General features: G+C 62.5%; 19 protein-coding genes and 2 pseudogenes. 8 read left to right on the top strand and 13 right to left on the bottom strand.

From position 1 onward, the window contains the following. Window positions 1–66: 66 nt before the first annotated feature. The 4 genes from EMO90_RS11025 to EMO90_RS11010 all read right to left on the bottom strand — a co-directional run bounded on the left by EMO90_RS11025 (window position 67) and on the right by EMO90_RS11010 (window position 4,700). Complete coding sequence (locus tag EMO90_RS11025) at window positions 67–588, bottom strand: hypothetical protein (protein WP_150354744.1); 522 nt, start codon at window positions 586–588, stop codon at window positions 67–69. Window positions 589–639: 51 nt separating this feature from the next. Further along, the gene (locus tag EMO90_RS11020; RefSeq protein ID WP_150354743.1) at window positions 640–2,394 is read right to left on the bottom strand and encodes a type 2 periplasmic-binding domain-containing protein; all 1,755 of its coding nucleotides are present in this window, start codon (window positions 2,392–2,394) and stop codon (window positions 640–642) included. Window positions 2,395–2,553: 159 nt separating this feature from the next. Continuing rightward, window positions 2,554–3,939: a sensor histidine kinase gene (locus tag EMO90_RS11015; RefSeq protein WP_150354742.1), complete on the bottom strand. Its 1,386-nt coding sequence runs from the start codon at window positions 3,937–3,939 to the stop codon at window positions 2,554–2,556. Continuing rightward, the gene (locus EMO90_RS11010) at window positions 3,936–4,700 is read right to left on the bottom strand and encodes a response regulator transcription factor (protein ID WP_190972080.1); all 765 of its coding nucleotides are present in this window, start codon (window positions 4,698–4,700) and stop codon (window positions 3,936–3,938) included. The genes EMO90_RS11015 and EMO90_RS11010 overlap by 4 nt, the downstream gene beginning before the upstream one ends. A 136-nt stretch (window positions 4,701–4,836) precedes the next feature. Here EMO90_RS11010 and EMO90_RS11005 point away from each other — a divergent pair, with 136 nt between their 5' ends. Beyond that, a complete protein-coding gene (locus EMO90_RS11005; protein WP_190972079.1) occupies window positions 4,837–5,616 on the top strand; it encodes a hypothetical protein in 780 nt (259 codons plus the stop codon). Window positions 5,617–6,056: 440 nt separating this feature from the next. On the opposite strand, the gene EMO90_RS11000 is transcribed toward EMO90_RS11005, so the two are convergent. Continuing rightward, window positions 6,057–6,953, bottom strand: a complete 897-nt coding sequence (locus EMO90_RS11000) for an SPFH domain-containing protein (RefSeq protein WP_150354739.1) — start codon at window positions 6,951–6,953, stop codon at window positions 6,057–6,059. 220 nt (window positions 6,954–7,173) lie between these two features. On the opposite strand from EMO90_RS11000, the gene EMO90_RS10995 reads away from it, so the two are divergent. After that, on the top strand, window positions 7,174–7,824 hold the full coding sequence (locus tag EMO90_RS10995; RefSeq protein WP_150354738.1) for an alpha/beta hydrolase: 651 nt from the start codon (window positions 7,174–7,176) through the stop codon (window positions 7,822–7,824). A 122-nt stretch (window positions 7,825–7,946) separates the two neighbouring features. Here EMO90_RS10995 and EMO90_RS10990 read toward each other — a convergent pair whose 3' ends face one another. The 4 genes from EMO90_RS10990 to EMO90_RS10975 form a co-directional block, all read right to left on the bottom strand. Next, window positions 7,947–8,240, bottom strand: a complete 294-nt coding sequence (locus EMO90_RS10990) for a hypothetical protein (protein WP_150354737.1) — start codon at window positions 8,238–8,240, stop codon at window positions 7,947–7,949. Window positions 8,241–8,694: 454 nt separating this feature from the next. Further along, window positions 8,695–12,537: a DEAD/DEAH box helicase gene (locus EMO90_RS10985; protein ID WP_150354736.1), complete on the bottom strand. Its 3,843-nt coding sequence runs from the start codon at window positions 12,535–12,537 to the stop codon at window positions 8,695–8,697. Window positions 12,538–12,573: 36 nt separating this feature from the next. Further along, a complete protein-coding gene (locus EMO90_RS10980; protein ID WP_150354735.1) occupies window positions 12,574–13,809 on the bottom strand; it encodes a sensor histidine kinase in 1,236 nt (411 codons plus the stop codon). Window position 13,810: 1 nt separating this feature from the next. Further along, window positions 13,811–14,515: a response regulator transcription factor gene (locus EMO90_RS10975; protein WP_150354734.1), complete on the bottom strand. Its 705-nt coding sequence runs from the start codon at window positions 14,513–14,515 to the stop codon at window positions 13,811–13,813. A gap of 205 nt (window positions 14,516–14,720) precedes the next feature. Between EMO90_RS10975 and EMO90_RS10970 the strand changes: the two genes are divergently transcribed. From EMO90_RS10970 to EMO90_RS10960, 3 genes are read left to right on the top strand one after another with little or no spacing between them, the layout of a single operon-like run. Then, a complete protein-coding gene (locus EMO90_RS10970; protein ID WP_150354733.1) occupies window positions 14,721–15,215 on the top strand; it encodes a hypothetical protein in 495 nt (164 codons plus the stop codon). A gap of 42 nt (window positions 15,216–15,257) precedes the next feature. Next, on the top strand, window positions 15,258–15,521 hold the full coding sequence (locus EMO90_RS10965) for a hypothetical protein (RefSeq protein ID WP_150354732.1): 264 nt from the start codon (window positions 15,258–15,260) through the stop codon (window positions 15,519–15,521). After that, window positions 15,518–16,003, top strand: a complete 486-nt coding sequence (locus EMO90_RS10960) for a hypothetical protein (protein WP_150354731.1) — start codon at window positions 15,518–15,520, stop codon at window positions 16,001–16,003. The genes EMO90_RS10965 and EMO90_RS10960 overlap by 4 nt, the downstream gene beginning before the upstream one ends. Before the next feature lie 8 nt (window positions 16,004–16,011). On the opposite strand, the pseudogene EMO90_RS12835 reads toward EMO90_RS10960, so the two are convergent. The 3 genes and pseudogenes from EMO90_RS12835 to EMO90_RS10950 form a co-directional block, all read right to left on the bottom strand. After that, window positions 16,012–17,373, bottom strand: a pseudogene (locus EMO90_RS12835) (GTP-binding protein); the annotation flags it as partial. A 267-nt stretch (window positions 17,374–17,640) separates the two neighbouring features. Next, window positions 17,641–18,258, bottom strand: a pseudogene (locus EMO90_RS12760) (GTP-binding protein); the annotation flags it as partial. Between the two features lie 11 nt (window positions 18,259–18,269). Continuing rightward, the gene (locus EMO90_RS10950; protein ID WP_223849825.1) at window positions 18,270–18,929 is read right to left on the bottom strand and encodes an HD domain-containing protein; all 660 of its coding nucleotides are present in this window, start codon (window positions 18,927–18,929) and stop codon (window positions 18,270–18,272) included. A 291-nt stretch (window positions 18,930–19,220) separates the two neighbouring features. Here EMO90_RS10950 and EMO90_RS10945 point away from each other — a divergent pair, with 291 nt between their 5' ends. After that, window positions 19,221–20,039 (top strand): hypothetical protein, encoded by an 819-nt coding sequence (locus tag EMO90_RS10945; protein ID WP_150354729.1) that lies wholly within the window; start codon window positions 19,221–19,223, stop codon window positions 20,037–20,039. Window positions 20,040–20,778: 739 nt separating this feature from the next. On the opposite strand, the gene EMO90_RS10940 is transcribed toward EMO90_RS10945, so the two are convergent. Beyond that, the gene (locus tag EMO90_RS10940; protein WP_150354728.1) at window positions 20,779–21,756 is read right to left on the bottom strand and encodes an aldo/keto reductase family protein; all 978 of its coding nucleotides are present in this window, start codon (window positions 21,754–21,756) and stop codon (window positions 20,779–20,781) included. Window positions 21,757–22,037: 281 nt separating this feature from the next. Between EMO90_RS10940 and EMO90_RS10935 the strand changes: the two genes are divergently transcribed. Both EMO90_RS10935 and phnC read left to right on the top strand, forming a co-directional pair. Then, complete coding sequence (locus tag EMO90_RS10935; RefSeq protein WP_150354727.1) at window positions 22,038–23,120, top strand: phosphate/phosphite/phosphonate ABC transporter substrate-binding protein; 1,083 nt, start codon at window positions 22,038–22,040, stop codon at window positions 23,118–23,120. A 94-nt stretch (window positions 23,121–23,214) separates the two neighbouring features. Further along, the coding region (phnC, locus tag EMO90_RS10930; RefSeq protein WP_150395001.1) for a phosphonate ABC transporter ATP-binding protein at window positions 23,215–23,876 on the top strand (662 nt) is incomplete at its 3' end.

The raw sequence follows: 23,876 nt of genomic DNA, 5'->3' as shown, positions 1-23,876 counted from the left end.
GCTCATCCTGCGATTCCACGCACACAGAATGAGCAAATCCGATGTGTCAGGATGCGTCAGACTGCATCAGGAGATGTCTACGCGATACGCAATTTCCGCATCGCTTCCCTTGCTCGGGATGATTTTCACTCGCAAGCCATTGCCCGTCTGCTCAATGCGCGTCGACACGATAACGGAACGAGGCTGCGAACCGCATTCGAGCGTACCATTGTTGACATTGTTTCCAACCATGAACTCAATATCCAACGTTCCGGCGCCAATGCACGATGTCGTAAGGGAATAAAGCCCGGATCGATGATCAACCGCATCCTGATCAAGAATGGCCATTACCGTCTTTTCACCACTGGAATTAACGGTATAACTGGGATGCGCCGAAGAGAAAATATATGCTCCATCGTTCCCAAGACTGGCATTCAATAGTTCCGTCGAAGAGCCCCTATTCGATTGCTTATTATCAGGTACGCTCACCACGGAATCGTCATTAGGCTGTTTGATTGTCTCCACAGTTGTCGCACAGCCAGACACAGTCACACAACCCAATACCAGCAGCAATACCGCAACCATTTTTTTAACATCACAACCCTCCATATACGTTTCATATTTCCTCTTTGAATGATGTTTTCATCATACCATATTCAATCACGCGTACTCCTCGAAGCGCGCCTGCCAGAGCTCCGCATCGCCCGCAGGCCGAACACGGCCCAGCATGTCCGCGTAATCGTCCCAAGTCCACGACCCGTCGCCGTTGAAGTCGGCGGTGATGATGCGCTCGGACAGGTACTCGTCCATCACGCCCCGCGCGCCCATGGCCCGACTGTTGAGATCGAAATCGTCCTTCGCAGCATAGAACGGAATCGGCATTACGCTGGTCCCCGTCGCCGCATAGCTTGCGGCGTACGGCTCCTCCGCGGCCTTGTGCAGATCGCGCTCCGCATCGCCCTCGATCACCGTGCCCGGGCGGATCCATCCGACGAACGACCGGCCATACCCCTGACCGCGCCCATTCCCATCACCATTCATCGTGACCTTGGCATGATCGCCGTCCCGCGTGATCGTGGCCGCGTCGCCATAGTACTGGGCCAACGAAACCGGTTCGGAGAACAGTGCGTCGACCGCCGCAAGCGCCCCGTCCAGTTTGGCGGTGCCGGCGCGCACGGCAACACCGGTGAGATTGAACCGCAGCCGATTCGACCGGTCCCATGTCACCGTCACGCCCTCATGCCGCGCGGGCATGGCGATCGCCCGGTATTCGCCGGCATGATCGCCGAACGCCGAGGCATCGCGCGCAAAGGCCACGCCCGCAAGCGCCACGCCATCGGAGGACGACCCCGACCCGGTAAGCTGGGCGCGGTACTCGTCCAGAGACAGGCCAACGCCGGCGCCGCCCGATACAACACCCGGATCACCCGCCGAATCACCCGTCCCGGTCATGGCCTGATTGCGCCGCTTGCGCGCATAGGCTGCAGTGAAGGCGTTCCGGTCCAGCAGATCCTCCCTGGCCAGACCCACCAGATAGTCCATGGTCGCGCGCAGTTCCGCGGATCGGGCGAAGTCGCGGATGCTCCCATCGACTACGTAGTATCCGCCGTTGCCCGCATACTCGTTGAGCTGGGTGGGGATGCCGGCGCCGTTGAGCATGAGCAGCCACGAATCAGGCATCGGTTTGCTCTGCTCGCCATCCGGATCCGGATTCACCGCCGTGGGCCGGATGGCCATCGGGATTTCGTCGGCCTTGCCGTTGCCGTTCGGATCGCGGTCGCGGAAGGCGATCAGCACGTCGCGCAATGCGTCCCATGTGGTGGGAACCGCCAATCCCAGCTTATCCAGCCATGTCTGGTTGATGAACATGTGCTCGGTCGCGCCGGAGAAATCCACGCCCGCGTCGCCGGGGATGGACAGAATCGTCCCGTCGGTCTCGCGCGCGATGTCCAAAGCCTCCGGCACATCACGGAAATACGCGGACACGTTGGGCATCCGATCCAGATGCCTGGCGAAATCAACGTAGTCACCTTGATCCGGCTCGCGCATATACAGCGTGTGATAGCGGTCCGACACGTTTTCGAAATTCACGAACACGTCCGGTTCGGCAACATTCCGCAGCGGCGGATTCCCATAGCTGTACAGGTCGTACACGTACTGCCACTCCGCGGTGCCGGGCGTCACATCATGCCATTCGATCGCGCACCCGCAGGCCTGTTCCACCAGCTTCGCCCACACGCTGCCGGCCGCGTTCGTCCGATCGGCATCATGCTTGACTGCGATCACCAGCGGTCGCCTTGCCGCCGCCATGCGCCGATCGTTCCACACCACGCCGCCCGCGACGATCATCGCCATCACCAGCACCGCGGCGACGATTTCCGCCAATCGTCTGCGCTTCGAATCCCTGCCGATCATGCCGATCACCTCCCATGTCCGCGCCCGTTCCGGTTACGGAAATCCACCGATGGCACCGATCGTATGGCGTTCGCATACATGATCGGTCTCGCCGGACGGTCCGATAGACGAACGTCTACGAAGGCACAGACGAACGTCTACGATTACACAGACGAACGTCTACGAATGCGCGGCTCCCTCGGATCGAGTCTCATCCCGTCGCGCCGAACAGTCCAGAGGCACTTCGACGAACAGCTTGAACACACCGGCATGCTCGAACACGTCCAACGAGCCGCCCAGCCGCTCCACCTGCGCACGCTGGCGGTCCAGACCGGTGCCGGAATGGAACAAATGCTCCGAGCCACCCCGATCGTCCGCCGCCTCGTTCTCCGCGCGGATGCGCAGCTCCCCCGGTTCCACGTGGAACGACACCGCATACCAGCCGCCGTCGGCCTTGCCGTGCGCGGCGATGTTGGCGTAGATCTCGCGGATCAGGCCGGATATGACCGAATCCGGTGCGGCGGTCCGGCCGGGGTCTGAGATCCAACCGGGCTCAGCGTGGGCAACGAACCCATCGCCCATACTCACGGTGGTTTCGCCGCGAAATCCGAGGGCGTGCAGATCGGCGTCCCATTGGGCCGCAAGATCACGCAGATGGGCAATCGGGGATGCGGTCGGGCGCAAGGAATCATCGGCATTGGGACGAATGGGATCGGAGCAAGGCGCATCGGCACCGATCGTCCCGCTCCCCTCGTCCGCCAGCAGGGCGATCGCCTCGCGCGTCCGGATCAGCGCCTGACGGGCATGATCGTGGATCGCCTCCATCGGCACGGCATCATCGACGCCGTCGGCCGACGATCGCAGCCCTCCCGGCCGCGTGGCAAGCACGATGTACGTGAGTTCACCGGCCACGGAATCATGGATGATCCGCTGCAACCGCACGTTTTGGCGCAGATGCGCGAGTTGTTCGGAATCGGCCCGCAACCGCATGTTCTCCGTCTCCGCATCAGCCCGCCGCCGCGCGATCATGGCCATCTTGAGCGCGTAGCCGGCAAGGAACGCGACCACGCACAGCAGCGCATGCTGACCGTCGGTCAGCATCAGCCCTTCGAACAGGAACAGATCCAGCCGGGGCATGACCAGCGAGAATGCCAGTCCCGCGCAGCAGATCGCGGACAGCCACAGCGGCAGCAGAACCGCAAGCAGGCCGGACGTCCATATCAGGGGCGCGGCCATGAGATCCGCCATGGCGAATGGCGATGGCAGACCGCGCCCGTCCATCGCCAGTAAGCCGCCCAACAGGGCGAGCAGCGTCATCGCCACACCCGCCGTACGAGGAAATGGGATTTCGAGGACCAGCAGCGCGATCGCGACCGCGCAAACCGCGCGAAATGCACCATCGACGCGAAGGCCGCGCGGATAGAAGAATACGGCATGGACGCACAGGGCCGCAAGCGTCAGGCAGATCAGGATGCGCGGCCAGTTGGTGCGAATCCATGCATGGGCCGAGGAGGTTCCGGGGACCGCGGGGCCCGAGGGGACCGAGGACACTGCGGGCGCAGTCATCGGGGGCCACCCATCCAGGCGTTGAGGTCGCGCCATGCGAGGATCGCCGCGGCGGTGGAGGACACGCCGAGTTTGCGCTTGATGCGGGTCATGGTGTTGCGGGCCGTCGAGTCGGTGACGCCGAGTTCGCGGGCGATGGCCTTGTACGATCCGGTGCGCGCATAGCCCTCCAGCAGGGCGGTTTCACGATCGGTAAGGATGGAGGCCGCGGCGGTGGAGGACACGCCGCAATCCGGGCCGGCACCCGGTCCACGGCCCTGCCCGCCTTCCTGTCCAATTTCCCGTCCACCGTTCACAGCGCCGCCCGAAACACCGTTCGCGACACCGTTCACACGGCGGAATGCCGCCGACGCCGTGTCGAACCGGACGCCCGGCACGCTCGGACAGTACGTCCGGTTGTCCAGCACTGCCCGCACGCCGGCAAGCAGCTCCTCATCCACATCCTTGGTGACCAGCCCCTGCGCGCCCGCGGACGCCAGATCCGGCGCGTACAGCCGCGGAGGAAAGGCCGTGATCCCCAGAATGCGCACGCCGGCGCTTCTGCGGCGGATCGCCCGGCACACCTCCACGCCGGAAACGTCCCCGAGCGACATGTCGAGCAGCAGCAGATCCGGTCTCGACTCCGGACGCATCACCAGCTGCTCGGCCACCAGTCCGTCCGACCGCTCCCACAGCACGTCGCACAACCCCGAGTCCTCCAGCAATCCCCGCAACGCCCGCCGGGTGAACCGGTCGTTGTCCACGATGGCAATCGTCGCCATGCCGCCACCCCCTTGTCCACGTAGACATTCGTCTACGGGCACGCACATACGCTCCCATGGTATCAGCGAATCCCATAGTCTGGGCAATAGTCCGAACGGCAAACCGTCCAAACGGCAATCGACGAAGGAGCGGACCATGACAGGCAATCCGGGCATCATCGCATCGCGTGCATGCGCGACGATCGCATCGTCGCTGGCCGTCGCGGCGTTGTGCATGGCATCGCTGTCGGCGTGCGGAACCATGCCTCCGGCAACGGATGGTCCAGCGCATGCGGAAAGCAAGATCGACCAGCATGTCAACATCTCGCTCGGCCAGCAACTCGCCCCATCATTGGAGGCCTACATCGATCAGACGATCGAGGACGTCAGGAACGACCGTGAGATCCGCCCCTACGACCCGACCGGCGAAGCGACCGCAAGGAAGCTCGCCATCCTCGAACGCACCAAGGCGCGCGGGTTCATGTCCGCGGCCGACAACGAGCTCATCTGGTCGAATTACAAGACCTGCATGCTGGATCGGGGATACAAGGAGATCATCATCCTCACGCAGATCAACGGGGTCCGCAACGAGGCCGGGCACATGTTGGGCACGTCGCAGCAGGAGGGCAAATACCGACGGGACGCGCTGGTCTGCGGCATCCTCAACACCGGGATGATCGATTCCATCTACCGCGTCCAGCAAGGCAATCAGAGCCTTGCGAAGAACCCGTACGAGGGCTCGCTGGATTGTCTGCACAAGAGCAACGCGGTGCCGAAGGAATACTCGCTGGACGATCTCAAGCGCGACCTGTTCCGCGACAGCGTCAGCGTCAAGCCCCGCATAGACTACAACAACAATATGGCCGCGGCAGCCTGCCTGATCGCCAACAACATCGTGGTCGGCCAGCCCAACATGCCCATGGAACGGTTGTGGTGAGCCCGGTCCGGCAATGGCTTGGATCACCCGCTGTCAAGGTCCGTCAAGGTCATTCACGAGGCCATCCACGATGATGTGCGGAGCTTTGCCGAACTAATCGAGAAAAATCTACGTAATTTACTGCCAAACTATGCGAAATTGCCGGGGAAGCGGCGATCCGGCGCGCGGAAGTGCTTTGTATTTCCGATTTGTGCATCCGATTTTCGAGTTCCGCCAAGTAGACCCATTGAAATAACGCCGAAATTCCAACAGGTCTACTCGCCCCCACCCCGGAAAACAACCACACAAATCGGAAATACAAAACTACATGGGCGGTGCGGGCGGGTTTGAGCGGCCTGGGCAGGTGCTCAGGGCAGATCAGAGCGACTCCAAGTATGAATCGGGGCGGATCCAATGCGGATCCGCCCCTTCAGTGACGTCCGACGCCCCCGTTACCAGGTTTACTTGGTCTCGTTGGCCGTCAGCATGGCCTTGGTGACCTGCTCGTACAGGTCCTTGTAGCCGCCGGGCGTGGAGGACGGCAGCACCACGGTCTTGGCGTTGTCCGACTCGGCCAGCGAGCGCATCACGTCGAGGTACTGGTTGAACAGGACCACGTTGTTCACGTCGTTGATGTTCATGCCCACGGCCTGCAGGCTCTTGATCTGGTCCACAATACCGTTGGCGATCTCGCGGCGGTAGTTGGCCTGGCCCTCACCCTGGAGGCGGGTCTTTTCGGCCTCGGCCTGCGCCTGGGTCTCGATCTGGATGCGGTTGGCCTCGGCGCGCTGGCGGGTGGCCTCCTTCTCGCGCTGGGCGGCGTTGATGGAGTCCATGGCGTTCTTGACCTGCGGGCTCGGGTCGATGGCGGTGATCAGGGTCTTGACCACGGTGAAGCCGAAGCGGCTCATCTCGTTGCCCACGGTCTTCTGCACGTCGAAGGCCACGTCGTCCTTACGGGCGAAGGCGTCATCGAGCGACAAGGCCGGGATGGCGCTTCGCAGCGCGTCCTCCATGTAGCTCCTGAGCTGTCCTGCGGGGTCGCGCAGCTCGTAGTACGCGGTGGCGACGTCCTTGGGGTTGACGCGGAACTGGGTGGACGCGACGACGGTCACGAACACGTTGTCCAGCGTCTTGGTCTCCAGCTGCACGTTGAGCTGGTTGACGCGCATGTTGGTCTTCATGGCGATGCGGTCCACGAATGGTATGCACACGTGGATGCCCGCGAACTGCACCTTGTGGAACTTGCCGAATCGCTCGATGATGTACGCCTGCTGCTGCGGCACGATGAAAATCGCCGCGATGAGCAGAATCAATATGATGAGCACTACCACGCCGATTATGATCCATCCGATCATGGCGTTCCCCTTCCTCGAGGTTTCAGCCCGCGACATCGTTATCCGCAGGCCTTAAGTCCCCAGTGTAGTGCACGGGCCGTGAACCCGCGAGACCCGGTCCACGCGCGTTGACCGCGGCCAGCCGCCCAACGAGTTCGGTCGCGTTCGGCATGGTCGCATCCCGGCCATAGGCTGGGCTCGGAAGGCGGCGACGGCCGCAACCCGGATCAAGGGGGGAAATATGGATATCACGCGCGCGATCACCAAACTGAACGGACCGGAGAGCCGTCCGGTGTTCCTGCTGCTGCACGGCTGGGGCTCCAACGAGTACGATCTGCCCGATCTGCTGCGCTACTGCGCGCCGAACGCCGACTACGCTTCGCTGCGCGCGCCGATCGCGTACGGCATGGGCTACACGTGGTTCGGCACGTGGGCGCATGAGGGCGTGCCGGAGGGCGAGTCATTGGATGATCAGGCGCGCGCGGCCGGCGATGCGGTGAATCGCTGGGTGGCCGCGAACATCCCGCAGGCGCGCGACGTGATCCCGATGGGCTTCTCGCAGGGTGGTCTGCTGGCCGCGCATCTGCTGCGCCTGGACCCGAAGCGCTACAAGGCCGCGGTCTCGTTCTCCGGCTGGCTGGCTCCGGGCCCGGTGGAGCCCGGTGACGGCGAGCTCAAGCAGCTCAGACCCCCGGTGTTCTACGGCCACGGCGGCGCGGACACGATCTTCCCTCAGTCGGACGTGAAGGCGATGGGCGCGTTCTGGGCCGATCACGGCACGCTCACGGAGAAGGTGTATCCGGGCATGGAGCATTCGATCAGCATGCCGGAGATGCGCGATGTGGCCGCGTTTCTGCAGTGCATCGGTGCGGCCGTCGTGCCGATGTGGTGACGGGCTCCGGCTGACGGGCTCCGATTGAACCGCAAAAAACCAAAGGGGAGGACCTCCTTCGATGGAGGCCCTCCCCTTTGGAGTGAAGATGAAGGAATCCGTGCAACCGGAATCGGACGGAATCAGGCGGCCGGAGCCAGACGCTTGGCGATGGCGGTGAAGGCGGCCTTGATGGCCTTCTCACCGGTCTCGCCGAACTCGGCCTTCAGCTGCGGGTCGGCGTTGATGGCCTTCTCGATGCGCTCGAGGGTGTTCCACAGGTTGGGCAGCTGAGAGTTCGGAGCGGACTCGCCCAGCTGGGCGTAGAAGCCGACGTGCTCGACGTCACGGGCGAGCTTGTCATTGTTGGACTTGACTGCGGCATACGCTTCGACGACGGCGCCGAAGGTTTCCTTGATGCTATCTGTAGTGCTCATACCTCTAGGTGTAGTCGCATCCCCCATATAAGGGGTAGGCTGTTGCCGATATTTGTCATAAAAAGCCAACAAAAATCAACAAAGGATAACTTTTTGACAACCGTCGACCGCGATGGGGCGGGTCCGTGCGCAAGATTAAGGATCCTTCGACTGCGCGCTACGGTGTCCGGCTGCGCTCAGGATGACAGGGTGATGCTTTGTCATCCTGAGCGCAGCGAAGGATCCTTCGTCATTTGGCATTGGTCATTGGTGCGGGAGTATTAAGGATCCTTCGACTCCGCTACGGTGTCCGGCTGCGCCGGACCGTCGCCGCCTTGGCGGCGGCTCCCCTCGCCTACGGACAGCCCACCGGGCTGTCCGCTTAACGGCTCAGTGCTCAGGATGACAAGGAAAGGTCCCGCCCACTCAGGATGACGAGGGAAGGTCCCGCTCCGCTCAGGATGACAGCGGTCACTCACGCGGAGAGGAGGCCGAGCAGATCGTCGCGGGTGAGGGATGCCACGCCGGTCGCCATGCCATCGGACGCATCGCCACCCAGCACCTGACGGGCGACCTCGCTTTTCGCGGCCTGCAGCTTGAGCATGCGCTCCTCGATCGTGTCCTTGGCCACGATCTGATACACGTTGACGTCGCGGGTCTGGCCGATGCGGTGCGCGCGGTCCGTGGCCTGCTCCTGCGCGGCCGCGTTCCACCACGGATCGGCGTGGATCACCACGCTCGCGCCCGTGAGGTTGAGGCCCGTGTTGCCGGCCTTGAGCGAGATGAGGAACGCGGGCACATCGTTGCCGTTGAACTTGTCCACCAGCTCCACGCGGCGCTTCTTGGGCGTCTCGCCGGTGATCATGTAGTACGCGATCCCGCGCGCCTTGAACCGTTCGGCGATCAGGTCCAGGAACGACGTGAACTGGGAGAACACCAGCGCCTTCTTGCCCTCGTCCATGCAGGTGCGCACCAGCTCCTCGATCGCGGCGAGCTTGGCGGAGCGGTCCTTGGCGTCGGCGTACAGCAGGCGCGGGTCGCAGCAGATCTGCCGCAGTCTGGTGAGCTCGGCGAGGATGCGGATGCGGTCGGCGTTGAAGTCCTTCGCCTGCGTGTGGGTGAGTGTGAGCTTGAGCCGCTGCTCGTGCGCCGCGTACAGCTTGCGCTGCTCGCCCTCCAGCTTCACGGTGACCACGTTCTCCAGCTTGTCCGGCAGGTCGGTGAGCACCTGGGACTTGAGACGTCGCAGGATGAACACGCCCACCAGCGACTTGAGCTTGGCGGCCTGCGCGCGCCCCTCGTCCCCGTAGGCGTCGTTGGAGATCGGCAGCTCGTAGCGCTCGTGGAATCGCTTGAATCCGCCCAGCAGACCGGGCATGAGGAAGTCGAAGATGCTCCACAGTTCGGCGAGCCGGTTCTCCACGGGCGTGCCGGTGAGGGCGAAGCGGTGGCGCGCGTCGATCGATTTGACCGCCTTGGCCACCTTGGTGGTGTGGTTCTTGATGACCTGCGCCTCGTCGATCGCCATTGCGCGGAACGTGAGACCCTTGTAGTCGGCCTCGTCCAGACGCAGCAGATCGTATGAGGTGACGAGCACGTCCGGACGATCGGCGGACCGATCGGCGCCACGATCGGTGCCACGGCTGGCATCCCGGCCGGCGGACCGATCGCCATCGCCCTTGAGCGCGGCCAGCATCGCCTTGCGCTGACCCTTCGTTCCGGCCACCACCTGCACGTTGAGCGACGGCGCGAACTTGGCGAATTCGGCGGCCCAGTTGTACACCAGCGACGCCGGACAGACGATCAGATTCGGCGCATGATCGGTGCGGTCGCCGATCATGCCATCACCGTCGGCCGCACCGTCCGCTTCTCCCCTGCGCGCGAGCAGCATGGCGATGAACTGCACCGACTTGCCCAAGCCCATCTCATCGGCCAGAATGCCGCCGAATCCCTTGTCGTACAGGGTCTGGAGCCACCGGAAGCCCTCCACCTGGTAAGGCCTCAGCACCCCATGCAGGGACTCCGGCATCTGGTAGCGACTCGGGTCGATCACCCTCACATCCTGCACGTAGCGGCGGAAGGAGGCGTCCTTGTCCGCGTCGTCCAGATCGGCGTCAAGCAGGAAGGCCTGAAATCCGGGCACCTCCACCGTGCCATCGCCCTTTTCGAAGGCGTCCGGGTCCAGCCCGAGGTTGCGCGCGGTGCCGATGGCCGCGTCCAGATCGGCGTCATGCTCGCCGACCGGCACGATCGTCCCGTCCTTGAGCCTGTGGAAGCGCTGCTTGCGACGGTAACTCGCCAGAAAGGCGCCCACCTCGTCCGGCGGGATCTCGTCGGCGATCAGGGAGACGTCCACCAGACCGCCGTTCATGGTGACGGCGAGGCGCGTCTTGGGCGGGCGCGGGGCGAGCAGGCGATCGAACGCCGGGGTGGTGTAGACCGATCCGGCCGCATGCATGGCTGCCAGGCCCTGATCGAACAGGGCGACGATCGCATAGGTCTCGTCGCGGCCGATCAGCGCGGGCTTGTGGATGTCCTCCACGGTGAAGTAGCGTCGCACCACATCCTCGGCGTACCGTTCGGTGGCGAAGTCGCGCGGCGCTCCCCCGCGATCGGCCGCCCCGTACGGGAACAGCGAGATCTCGCGGGATCCATAGCGGAACTTCAGCGTGCAGATGACCCCGTCCTCGGTGCGGTCCAGATAGAATCCGGGCTCGCACGGCTGCGGCTGCATGTCCCGCACGGACTGGGGCACATCGCCATCCACGCCGGCCTTGTTCAGCAGGGGCAGCAGCGTGCGGGCGAACAGGGGCAGATCGTCGTCGGACACGAACCGTCCATCGGGACTGCCGTCGCACAACGTGGGCAGGACGGGCACGACCGGTTCGAGCTCGTGCGACAGACGGACGAACCGGCGCGGCCCCGCGGGGACGACGTCGCCTGGATAGGATCGGGCGGAACCCGCCGAACGTGAGGGCCTGCCGAACGGGTCGGACGCATCGAACGGGTCGGACGCGCCGTTGAGCACCCCGAGCCGCCTCAGGGTCTCCTCGGGCAGATTGGCGATGCCCTTGGCGCCCAACGTCGTCAGATCGCGAGCGGTGGACACGGCGTCGGCGCGGGCGAACGCGGCCTCGCTGGGCATGGGCGGCGCGGGGGCGACCAGCATGTAGGTGCCGTCGGCGCCCTCCGCGATCGCATCGATCACCACATCCCCGCGCAGCACGTACCCGGCGTGGGATCCGCGATGCACGCGGGTCATGGCGACGCGCACCGGCATTTCGTCGGCCTGCACGGGCACGCGGGCCGGGCCGAAGGTCTCCCAACCGCCGTTGTCGATGGAGACGCAGAGATCCCGCCCTTCGCTCAGCCGCAGCAGCTGGGTCACCTCGTCCTCGGACAGCGGCAGATCGCGCGCCACCGTGGCGGGCATGTAGTAGCGCGCCAACCGCATGGCGTTCTCCCGGGCGTCGATCGCGCGCTTGAGGAAGCCCAGCAGCGCGCGGCCATAGTCGTCCAGCATCTCCGGGGTGTGCGCGAAGGCCAGCTTCTGCCCATACTGTTCGTACATGCCGGAGGCCATGCAGGTGAGGAACCGCGAAATGGATTTGAGCACGTAGGACGCGCCGTTGGCGAGGTTGCGGATGCGGAAGTCCACGCTCCAGAAGCGGTCCGCGAACGTCAGATTCGGGTCGAGCGTCACCTGCCCGGGGGCCACCGCGGCTGCGCGGGATTGAGTCTTCGCGCCCGACCGTCCACCCGGCTGTCCGCCGATCGCCCCGGTTCGGCCCGCACCGGCCGCCCCGTCGGGACCGACGCCCGCCGCCCCGCGCATCGCCCGCTTGCGCTGCTCTTCCGCCTCGTCCAGCCGCTCCATGTAGTCAAGCAGATCGATCGAGCTGCCCGCTGCGGACTGCGCCGCATTGGCCCCCGGGAAGCCCTCGAATTCGCCCGGATGATCGGCGAAGTACAACGCGAGCGCGGCCATGTGCTTGCAGATGTCGAACTTGTACCCGGTGAAGGCCGGGCAGGTGCAGGCCCCGTCGTCGAACTCCTCGGTGTCCGGATCGAAGCGCACCCACGTGCGGTACAGGTTCTGCGGCGCGCTGGTCCCGCGTACCTTGCCGCGGATCGTCATGAGATCGCTGGAATCGCGCCCCGGCTCGCAGGTCAGGTCGAACAGCTTGCGCTTGGCGTCGTCCACAATGTCCCGCGCCCGCATGAGCACCGACGAGGAGCAATTGTCCTCGATCTCCAGCGGCAGCACGGTGAACGCGCGGCCGGTGTCATGCGGATTTCCGAACGAGGTGATGCCCAAAACCGTCTCCTTCACATAGACGAACAGTGCACCATCTTACCGGCCGTTCGCAGAGACGGGAGTCGTCAGCGGAATGCGCGCATACAGCGTCCATTCCCCGTCTTCGGCATTGGCATTCAATTCACCTCCCAGCATTTCGATCATGCTGCGATGCAGCCCCATGCCACGCTCGGATGAAGGCAGTCGTTCATGCTTCAAGCATGTATTCTGCTGGGATATGATCACCTCGTTCTGTTCGACCGAAATGAATATGATATATGGAAAATCAGGATCCGCATGCTTCATCAGGTTGTTATACACCTCTTTGACAAAGGAGATTACTTCCTTCATATTCCTGTTGCCGTCGTCAAACAGCAGCGAACAGGATCCATTCACAGTTGAATCACCACGAATACACAGATCGTTCATACGACCATCACCAACATCCACCGTATTCGCAATAGCTCTTATAAAAGTAAACAAGTGATCATTCTCATTGTTAGCGGTGATATCACTCTTTGACGTTTTATTATGCTTAAGAAGGTCAATAAGCTCATGCATATCATCTAGCGCCTTAAGTGCAACCTGATTTACAGATCTCCAGTCTTTATTCTTACTATCGTTTTCTTTACTTGTGTTATTTTGAGCCACAAATGCAATGTAAGATAAATCACCTGTAACAGAATCATGCATTCTTCCTGCAATACGATTATCACGATCAATAATCGCCATCTGTCTCGTTAGTTCGTCAATACGTCTATCTCTGTCAACAACAATGTGACTCACTTCTTGTTTTAAAGTTGAGAGAATAAACAATGCAATATATGCAGCATATCCTATAATCAACCAGCTGTTGACATAATCAAAAATCGCATTATCAAAAAGTCGCAATACGGAAACTATAACTAGCAATACGAGAGGAATAATAATCAAAGTCAACGAGTAGCGAGTTAACGACCCATTATTGCCACCAATGCTTTTTATCTCACACTCAGATCGTCTTTTCTTAGCAAAACCTGTACGCGAGTCCAACAATCCTGTCATATTATTCCATCGCACGTAAACACCATAGAACAACACCATGAAGATGCAAATCCAAACATAGCCAATCCAGATATCATTTCCAGTCGAATTCCACAGCACCAGACAACCAGCGAGACACAATATCATCGGGCCAGCCACCATAAGCACCGATATCGACGACCTGGCGGAATCCCGGACATCGCCCCACATGGATTCCCATTCGTCGTCCCCAACGGTCTGATTCCGCTCTTGACCTTCATTCGCACTCATATCAGTTCTCCCGCAGCTTTCGCTTCGGCAATGTCATCCAGATGGCGATCGCCTGCCCCCTCGTGTTCGCGCCCAATTTGCCGAAAATGCGGCGCGCGTAGGTTTTAACCGTGTTCTCACTCACCCCGAGATGCTCAGCGGTCTGTTTGGAAGTCAGGCCACGGGAGAACAGATCAATCACCGCACACTCCCGTTCGGACAGTTCACGATCCGCATTCTCGTCGCCACGCACCAGCCGCGCATGCGCATCGCGCGCTGATTCGAAGCCACAGTCCGCAAGGGATACCCCCGAAGATCCTCCACCATCGTGGATCCAGACCCTATTCGCCAACACCACGCTGATAGCGTTGCAGATCTCATTGAGATCGCGTTTGGCAATGATGCCCTGCGCACCCGCCTCAGCCGCAGACTGGGCATATTCGCCGATCGGGAAGGAAGTGATCGCAAGGATCGGAACACGTGCCGTCCGCTCACGGATATCGCGGATGACCTGAACGCCGGAGGACTCGTTCAAAGACATGTCCGTGATGAGGATATCCGGACGGGATCTGTCCGAAAGACACAGCGAGACCGCACGCTTGGCATCCGTCACCGACCAGTCCACCCGGGCGTTACGAAGATTACCGCTCAAATACGCGCGCAAGGCCGCCAACGTAAGTTCATCATTGTCCAATATGCCGATCCGAGACCGAACCGCGTCCGACATGGCTCCCCCATCCTTGGTGCATCGAAGTCCTATCCACCATCATCGTAGACCGACTTGTCTGATGCAACCCGTGTCACCCGTTCGGGCGACCCGTCACCCAACCGTACGACAACCTCCTGCGGCGGAACCCGGATTGACTCTACTGTGAAACCAACGCATCACATGATGCGCCAACCAATACACAACACACAAACAAGGAATCATCATGAACTACACCAAGAAGACCATCGCAGCTATGCTCTCCCTCTCCATGCTTACGAGCGGAGCACTCGCCCTTGGCGCGAATACCGCTATGGCCGATGAACTAAACATCGATACCACGAATTCACAGATCACTTCTGTCAATAATCATCGTACTGCACTCAAAGGTGCTGGATTCACCGATGAAGAACTGGATCAGTTTAGTGAATCCGAAATTGCAGAGCTTTACCATATTCTGATTTCCGGTGAACATGCTCTTAATGATGATTCCACTCAGACAACTGGCGTATACTCAAAGCTTGCTCAAGGAATTCTGAAAATTTTCAAGAAATTGCCTGCATCTGTACAGAAAGCCATCGGACCGGTCGGCGATTTCCTTGATTATATCGATAGTTTCACTGGCACCACCGAACATATCATTTACAGTGCATGCAAGGCCATCGGCATGAACGATTGGTGGGCAAACTTCTGTACCAAGACCATCATGTTCTTCCTGTAGACCTATAATCGAGGCACTTGATCTTTGAAAGGAACGCACGTCATGAATACCGAAAAACCAGTACAGAACACTGACCGCAAATCCATCTGGAAGCGACGCGCCTTAGGCATCCTCTGCCTTCTTGGGGCCATCGCCATGGTGGCACTGTTCGTGCAGGCTCTGAGGATGGGTTACATCCGCAGGGCGGTCACCAGCGTCATAACCATCATCATCCTTTTGGCGATGTTCGTGCGTGCGTTCCCTCCGAAATCCGATGATGTTTCGGTCAATAATTCATCATCCACCGAAGAAAAAGGAAAACAATGAACGACCATAAGCCATCCGGAAAGGCAACAATCTGGACTCTGATCTTCGCATTGCTGGCATTGGCATGCATTCCACTGGCGATCCACGACTTCATCGCGGGAGAGACCGCATCCGCATTGGGTGAGACGGCAGGTGGCGTGATTCTTCTGGGTTTCGCTTGGTCATCCTGGCACGAAGCCCGCCATATGGGCAACAGCCAAGCGTATACGAACGCACGCGCCAACTACGACATGTGGATTAGTGCGCGCATGTATCCTAAGGTGAACACCGCCGTGCTCATAGTCTGCGCACTGGTTTGGGCCACCGCGCTGGTGGCATACCGAATGACCGGCAACGTAACAGTTCTGGTGCTTGGCCTAGGTGTTGCACCTGTACTCATTGTGGACATGGTGCTCATGTTCGCGCTCAGCCTGTACTACGGCCATCGATTCGAGAAAACACACGGTGCCGAAGACACCTGGTTCCTCAATCCGACGAAATGACCTGAAATTCAGTCTCGCGGACTGCCAGCCGCATCCACCGCAGGCCCCGCCCAATCGAGGTGCATGAAGTCCGGCACCCGGTACCATTTGACCGGGTAGCCGGCTCCGTGCGCGCAGAAGACCGAGTCGGGGGTGTTCTCCAGGTCCGCTTCGGGATCGTAGGCGGCCTCGGCGATCACGCGCGATTCGTCGTGGCAGGGGCGGTATCCGCCGAAGGTGGCGGACAGGCGGCCGCGGCCGTGCGTGTAGGCGTTGACGTCCATCGCGTAGTCGCGCATTTCGGAGACCGGGGCGTGGCCGGTGATCGTGGCGTATTCGCCGGAGCCGTCCGATTGGGGCGGGTCGAAGTCGCCGGACATGCGCTGGATGTCGGACATCGCGCGGCCGATCATGTCCGCGGGGACCTCAAGGCGGAAGGCGTACCACGGCTCGAGCAGACGGCAGTTGCCGGGATTGACCGGCTTCTTCGGCGCGTCGGCGTCGGCGTTCGTCGCGTCGGCGGGCTTGGATGCGGAATTGGACGCCTTGGCGGGCTTGGATGCATCAGCCTCATCCGTCCCCGGATCTTCTTCGGAACCATCGGCGGGCCGTCCCGCGGCGATCTGCTCGTCCGTGGGTCGGCCGACCACGCCGGCGCGAGATTCCATCAGCCCCTGGCGTATCGCGCGGTATGTGGCTTGGCGGAAGTCGCCGCCTTCGGTATGCTTCTCATGTGCTTTGCCGGTGAGCAGCGTGATCGTCATGTCGGTCAGCGGCGAACCGGTGAGCACTCCCACATGTTCGCGCTCACCCAGATGGGTGAGGATGAGCCGCTGCCAGTTGCGGGCGAGGACGTTCTCGCTGCACGCGGTCCTGAAATGCATGCCGCTGCCCGGCTCGGCGGGCTCCAGCCACAGATGCGTCTCCGCGTAATGCCGCAGCGGCTCGAAATGGCCCACGCCCTCCACAGGGGCGGTGATCGTCTCCTTGTACAGCACCGAGCCGGCGCCGAACGCCACGTCCAGATTGAACCGGTCGTGCATGAGCTGCTGGATGATCTCCAGCTGAACCGAGCCCATGAGCTGCACGTGGATCTCCTGCAGCCGCTCCTGCCATGCCACATCCAGCAGCGGCTCCTCGTCCTCCAGCTCGCGCAGGGCCACCAGCACCCGATGCAGGGTCAGATCGTCGAACGAGCCGCCGCCGGGCGCGGTGACCGCGTAGGTGAGCACCGGATGCAGGCTGGGCGGCTCGGCGTCCGGTTCCGATCCCAACCCCTCGCCGGGGAAGGTGCGCTCGGGGCCGGCGACCGCGCACACGCCGCCGGCGGGCACCTCCGTAACCGTCTCGAATTTGGCACCGTTGTAGACACGCAGCTGATCGGCCTTTTCGCCGGCCTGCGCTTGCGGTGCAGTGGCGTCCGCCCCGCCGGTTCCGTCTCCGCTTCCGGCCAAGTCGCCGCCCGTGCCGCCCAGCAGCGCCTTGGCCCTGAGCGTGCCACCGGTGACGCGCAACCAGGTCAGGCGGTTCTTCTGCTCGTCGTGGCTGATCTTAAACACCTTCGCGGCGAATCCGGCCGGCCAGTCGGGCTCGCGCGTGAACCGCTCAAGACCGTCGAGGAATTCGTCCACGCCTTCGAGCTTCAGCGCCGAGCCGAAGTACACCGGGAACGCATGGCGGGCGGCGATCATCGCGCGCAGACGGTCTTCGGACAGGGTCCCATCCTCCAGGAACTCGTCCATGGCGGCCTCATCCTGCATGGCGAGGTTTTCCAGATCGTCCTCCCCCGCCGTGCCGTCCGCAATGGGCGCGAACGCCGTGCAGCCGTCGGACAACCTGCGCTTCAGCTGGGCGAGCACCGCGTCGCGATCCGCACCGTCCGCATCGCACTTGTTCACGAAGATGAATGTGGGCACGCCATAGCGCGCGAGCAGCCGCCAGAGGGTTTCGGTATGGCCCTGCACGCCGTCGGTGGCGGAGACGACCAGGATCGCATAGTCGAGCACGCGCAGCACGCGCTCGGTTTCGGCCGCGAAATCCACGTGCCCCGGGGTGTCCAGCAGGGTGAGATTGAGGTCGCCGTGCTCCACGGCGGCCTGATGCGCGAAGATGGTGATGCCGCGGCGCTTCTCCAGCGCGTTGGTGTCCAGAAAGGCGTCGCCATGGTCCACGCGGCCCAGTTTGCGGATTTGCCCGGCGCGGTAGAGCAGCGCCTCGGACAGCGTGGTCTTGCCGGCATCCACATGCGCGACGATGCCCGCCACAATACGCTTCATACGCCGTCCGTTCAGCGGGACTTGAGCGCCAGACGCATGCGGTACGCGCTCGAACGGATGAACCCGATGCTGTTGACGGTGTTCAGCGTCAGCGCGATGGCCGAAAGCTCGTCCAGCGAGGGCACGTGCGGCAGCTTGTCCACGTTCTCAAGATGGCGATCGTAGCGGAACCGGCCGGGGCTCACGGTCTCGGACGTGGCGCACATCTTGTCGCTCACGGACACCAGCCAGCCCTCGAGATACCGCGGCGGCACGTTGGTGAGCGGGTACATGTGGTTGATCAGGCTGTCCGCCACCACGTCGTTGACGATCTTGTCGCCGAAGTCGCGCTTCGCGTTCATGCACGCGATGCTGCCGTGGATGAAGCCGTGGAGCCGGTGCCAATCCTCGTCGTCGTGCCAGTCGTACAGGAAGTAGTCGTGCAGCAGGGCGGAGGCGACCAGCGAGCGCATGTCCACGCGCCTGCCCAGAGAGAAGAAGTTCGCCAGACGCACCGCGCGCTCGGCAACCGCCACGGAGTGCTCGAACGTGGTGGTGTTGCCATGCTGGAAATAACGCTTCTCCGATTGCATGCCGGGGGACATCATCAGGTCCTCCCCGTACTCCAGCACGGTGAGAAACGCATCGCTCGCCGAATCGAGTTCGGCATTCACGACGGAGGGTTCAGTCACGAATTGCTCCAATCATCCTACAAACACGGCCCAGCATAGCCGCGGGGACACCCATACGCCAATCGGCGTCCCAACCGGCATCATGATCCGTTCACCCCGCCCCGGCACAGGCCGCATCCCGAGCGCGCGGGCGTTCCGCAATGCCCGGCGGTTGTCCACCGGATCGGGCCGCGGCGCGAGTTGTCCACTTATCCACCGCCCCGGGCCGTCCCGTTGCGACGGCAGAACCGGCCTGCATACGGTTGCGGTACGTGGGGACGATCGACGTTCCGCGCACGGAAGAAGGAGCCGATGATGATGCCGACATATCAGGATTTCAGCGGGATGAAGCGTCCCTCCATATTGTGCCCGGCCGATGTGGCGGACATGATCTACATCGTGGACGACCGGCTGTACAACCGGGCGCATCAGGAGTTTTTGAAGGCCACGGACGTCGATACGCGGCGTCTGCGGGACGCCAAGTCGCGCGCGTTCGTGGAATCGCTGTTCGCAGAATGGCTCACCTACGAAAAGGAGATCGAGGACCGGGGCATGCGGGCCACCCCGTTCCGCATGATCTCCGAATGCCTGCGCGAAAACGGGGACATTGACGGACAGCAGCTCGGGGATCTGCGCGAGATCGACCGGACGAACATCGCGTCCTGCTTCTGGATCCGCGAGGCCAATGCGGCCTCACGCCGGCTGGTGCTGGAGGATCTGGTGCACGACGACGTCTACGAGGTCCGCAACGCGCCGATCGCCGCGGAATGGGACGGGACATCGGGCGGGGCGATGATCGCGCGCATCGCGCGGGCACGCGGGACATGGCGGTTGGTGTCGCCGCCGGTGGCATCGCTCCGAGGACCGTCGGACGGGACGTTGCGCGACGGCCTGCGGGCGGATGCGCACGCGTATCACCCGCACTATCTGGATCTGCTGCGCGCGGTGCTTGGCGATGGAATCGGCGGATGGTGCAAGGCCGGGGCGTTCGCGGGCGGGATGGGCGGCAGATCGGCCGGCGGCGCGTCCGATGCCTTCCGCCGGCCGCGGGGTCGCTGCGGCGGCGATCGGCCGCAGAGGCGGGACGATCGGGCGAAGCGCCGCGGAAAAGCGTGGGACGGGCGGCGGTAATGGCCTGCGAACCGTCGCACGCGTCACCTCCAACGTCCTCCTGCTGAGCCGTGAAGCGGGGAGGCGCTTATTGTCATCCTGAGCACTGAGCCGTGAAGCAGACAGACTCCCCCACGTCATCCTGAGCGCAGCCCGGAGGGCGGAGCCGAAGGATCCTTAATATCTCGCACATAGTCACAAAGTGAAGGATCCTTCGGTGTCCGGCTTCGCCAGACCATCGCCGCCTTGGCGGCGGCTCGACCGCAATCGCGGACGGCCTACGGTCGCAGCATTATTTGCTCACTGCCGTTCGCCTTCGCCTACAAACGCCACCGGCGTTTGCTTAACGGCTCAGCCTGCCTACGGACAGCCCACCGGGCTATCCGCTTAACGGCTCAGTGCTCAGGACGACGCGGGAGCCGCTTACTGTCATCCTGAGCGGAGCGCGTAGCGCGCAGTCGAAGGATCCTTAATATTACGCACAAAGTTAAGGATCCTTCGACTCCGCTACGCTGCGCTCAGGATGACCGGGGATCGGCTACGCTCCGCTCAGGATGACCGGGGATCGGCTACGCTGCGCTCAGGATGACGAAAATCGGCCGCGCTGTGCTCAGGATGACCAGGGAGGTCATCTTGGCTCGCCTTCGGCCCCTGCAAGTAGGGACTCGCCCTGACGGGCGAGGCTCAATACGACCTTCGCCGCCTTGGCGGCGGCTCAGGCTGAAGCCAGTCGGAAGCCCACCGGGCTTCCTTGGTGGCTTCAGCCCACGTGCCGCTCGAAGCGGTGGAAGTCCAGAATGGTTTCGATTTCGGCCATGGCGTCGGCGGGGATGTGGAAGCCGGATGCCTTGACGTTGTTCTCGAGCTGGCTGGGCTTGCTGGCGCCGGCGATCACGCAGCTGATCTGCGGGTGCTGCAGGATCCACGCCATGGCGAGGATGGCGAGGTTGGTGCCCAGCTCGTCGGCCACCTTGAGCAGACGCTCCACCTTGTCCAGATTCTCGTCCGTGAGCAGATCGTTGATCTGGTGATCGGACTGCCACGTGGCGCGAGAGCCGGCCGGCAGCGGCTGGCCCTTGCGGTACTTGCCGGTCAGCAGGCCCTGCGCGAGCGGGGAGAACACGGTGATGCCGATGCCGTGCTTGGCGCACACGTCCATGATCTCGTGCTCGATGTAGCGGTCGACCATGTTGTACTGCGGCTGGACCACGGTGATCGGGTACAGGTTGTAGCGGTCGATGATGCGCTGCGCCTCCTCGAGACGGGCACCGCCCCACTCCTCGGACACGCCGTAGTAGAGCACCTTGCCCTGGGCCACGAGGTCGCTCATGGCGCGCAGGGTCTCCGTCAGGTCGCAGTTCTTGTCGAAGCGGTGGCAGTAGTACAGGTCGATGTAGTCGGTCTGCATGTTCTTGAGCGTGCGGTCGATGCTCTCGAAGATGTGCTTGCGGGACAGGCCGCGGTCGTTCGCGCCGGGGCCGGTGCCGAAGTAGACCTTGCTGGAGATGACCACCTCGCGGCGAGGGTACTGCTTGAGCGTCTCGCCCAGGAAGCGCTCGGCCGCGCCACCGGAGTAGGCGTCGGCGCAGTCGAAGAAGTTGACGCCGTTGTCGAACGCCAGCTTGACGGTCTGCCTGGCCACATCCTCCTGCGCGGTGCCCTTGAGGTCGGTCATCCAGCTGCCGAGAGCGACTTCGCTCACCTTGAGCCCGGATTTGCCCACGTTGCGGTATTGCATGATTGCTGTGCTCCTTAACTGCCCATGCGTCATTAGTACAACCATGTACTAGGACATCACTTCAACCCCACTTGAACGCAAATCGGACGACACGCGGACGCTCCCGAGGTACTTCGACCCGAAGATGGACGCAGGGTTACATGCGATCCAACAGAGACGAAACATTATTCAACGTTTTTGTTTTTCATGAAAAATCATTCAATTCACGGCATAGCATGAAATCGTCCGCGCGGAATGCGCATGACGATTCGGCGAAAGCCTGCGAAAGGAACTGAAGAACCATGTTCGCGAAGAAGACCCAGAAGAAGATTTCGACCCTGCGATCCGCGGCCGCCGCCGTGCTCTCCGGCGCGCTGTGCCTCGGCATGCTCGCCGGCTGCGGCAACCCCGCGGCCAACGGCGGTTCCGCCGCCTCCGACTCCAAGAACATCGACACCCTCAAGGTGGCGTTCGTCCCCTCCAAGGACCCCCAGGAGATCATCACCGCCACCGAGCCGCTCAAGAACCTCCTCAAGGACCAGCTCGGCAAGGAGGGCTACACCGTAGGCAACGTCGACATCACCGTCGGCTCCAGCTACGAGGCCGTGGGCGAGTCGCTGAGCGCCGGCACCGTGGACGTGGGCCTGATCCCCGGCGGCACCTACGTGCTGTACGACGATGATGTGGACGTGCTCCTGACCGCCACCCGCAGCGGCCTGAGCATCGATTCCGACAACCCCAAGGACTGGAACGACAACGCGCCCACCAAGGCCACCGACAAGCAGACCACCTCCTACCGCGCGCTGATCATCGCCGGCCCGTCCGAAAAGGGCCAGGCCCTGGCCAAGAAGGTCAACAGCGGCGAGAAGCTCACCTGGGACGACATCAAGGACGTCAACTGGTCCGTGATGGGCGCATCCTCCCCCGCCGGCTACATCTACCCGGCGCTGTGGCTCAAGGACAACTTCGGCAAGTCCATCCCCGATCTCACCCACGCCGCCCAGTCCGACTCCTACGGCTCCGCGTTCGCCCGCCTGGCCCAGGGCCAGTTCGACGTGCTCGCCACCTACGCCGACGCCCGCCGCGACTTCGAGAAGAAGTGGACCACCGACTTCGGCCGCAAGGACGACATCTGGAAGGAGACCGCCGTCATCGGCGTCACCCCGGCCATCTACAACGACACGGTGAGCGTGTCCAAGAACTCCAAGATCATGAGCGACGACTTCAAGAAGGCCCTGTCCGACGCGTTCATCGCCATCGGCAACTCCGATGAGGGCAAGAAGGTCATCGCCATCTACAGCCACGAGGGCTACCAGCCCGCCAAGTCCTCCGACTACGACAACGAGCGCCAGGCGCAGGAGCTCGTCAAGCAGCTCAAGAAGTGACCCGACGAATGCCCGGCCGCCCGCGACCCGGGAGGCCGGGCATTCGCGTCCCCCACCGAAAACCACACGGATCCCAAGGAATCGAGACACGCGCATGATCGAAATGCACCATGTGGAAAAGACCTATCCGAACGGATACACCGCCCTGCACGACGTGAACCTCACCATCGACCAGGGCGAGTACGTGGCCGTGATCGGCCTGTCTGGAGCGGGCAAGTCCACGCTCATCCGCACCATCAACCGCATGATCGGCATCAGCGGCGGCACCCTCACCGTGGACGGCGTGGACGTGAGCGCCCTGCGAGGCAAGGCGCTGCGCCGCTTCCGCCGCAATGTGGGCATGATCTTCCAATCGTTCAATCTGGTCACCCGCACCAGGGTGATCGGCAACGTGCTGGCCGCCAAGGTGCCGGACCTGCCGTGGTGGCGGTCCCTGCTGGGCCTGTTCCCCAAGGCCGACGAGATGGAGGCCCTCAAGGCCCTCGATCAGGTGGGCATCGCCTCCAAGGCGTACACGCGCGTGGACCAGCTCTCCGGCGGCCAGCAGCAGCGCGTCGCCCTGGCCCGCGCCCTCATGCAGAACCCGAAGATCCTGCTGGCCGACGAACCGGTCGCCTCCCTCGACCCGGTGACCGCCGAGCAGGTGATGGAGGACTTCGGCCGCATCAACCGCGAGCGCAACATCACGGTCATCATCAACATCCACCACGTTGACCTGGCCCTGCGCCACGTGGGCCTGTCTCTTTATACACATCT

Source organism: Bifidobacterium vespertilionis (genome assembly GCF_008698145.1).
Classification (GTDB): Bacteria; Actinomycetota; Actinomycetes; order Actinomycetales; family Bifidobacteriaceae; genus Bifidobacterium; species Bifidobacterium vespertilionis.
Note: the sequence above shows the minus strand (reverse complement) of the source record. Positions and strands in the feature narration are given on the sequence as shown.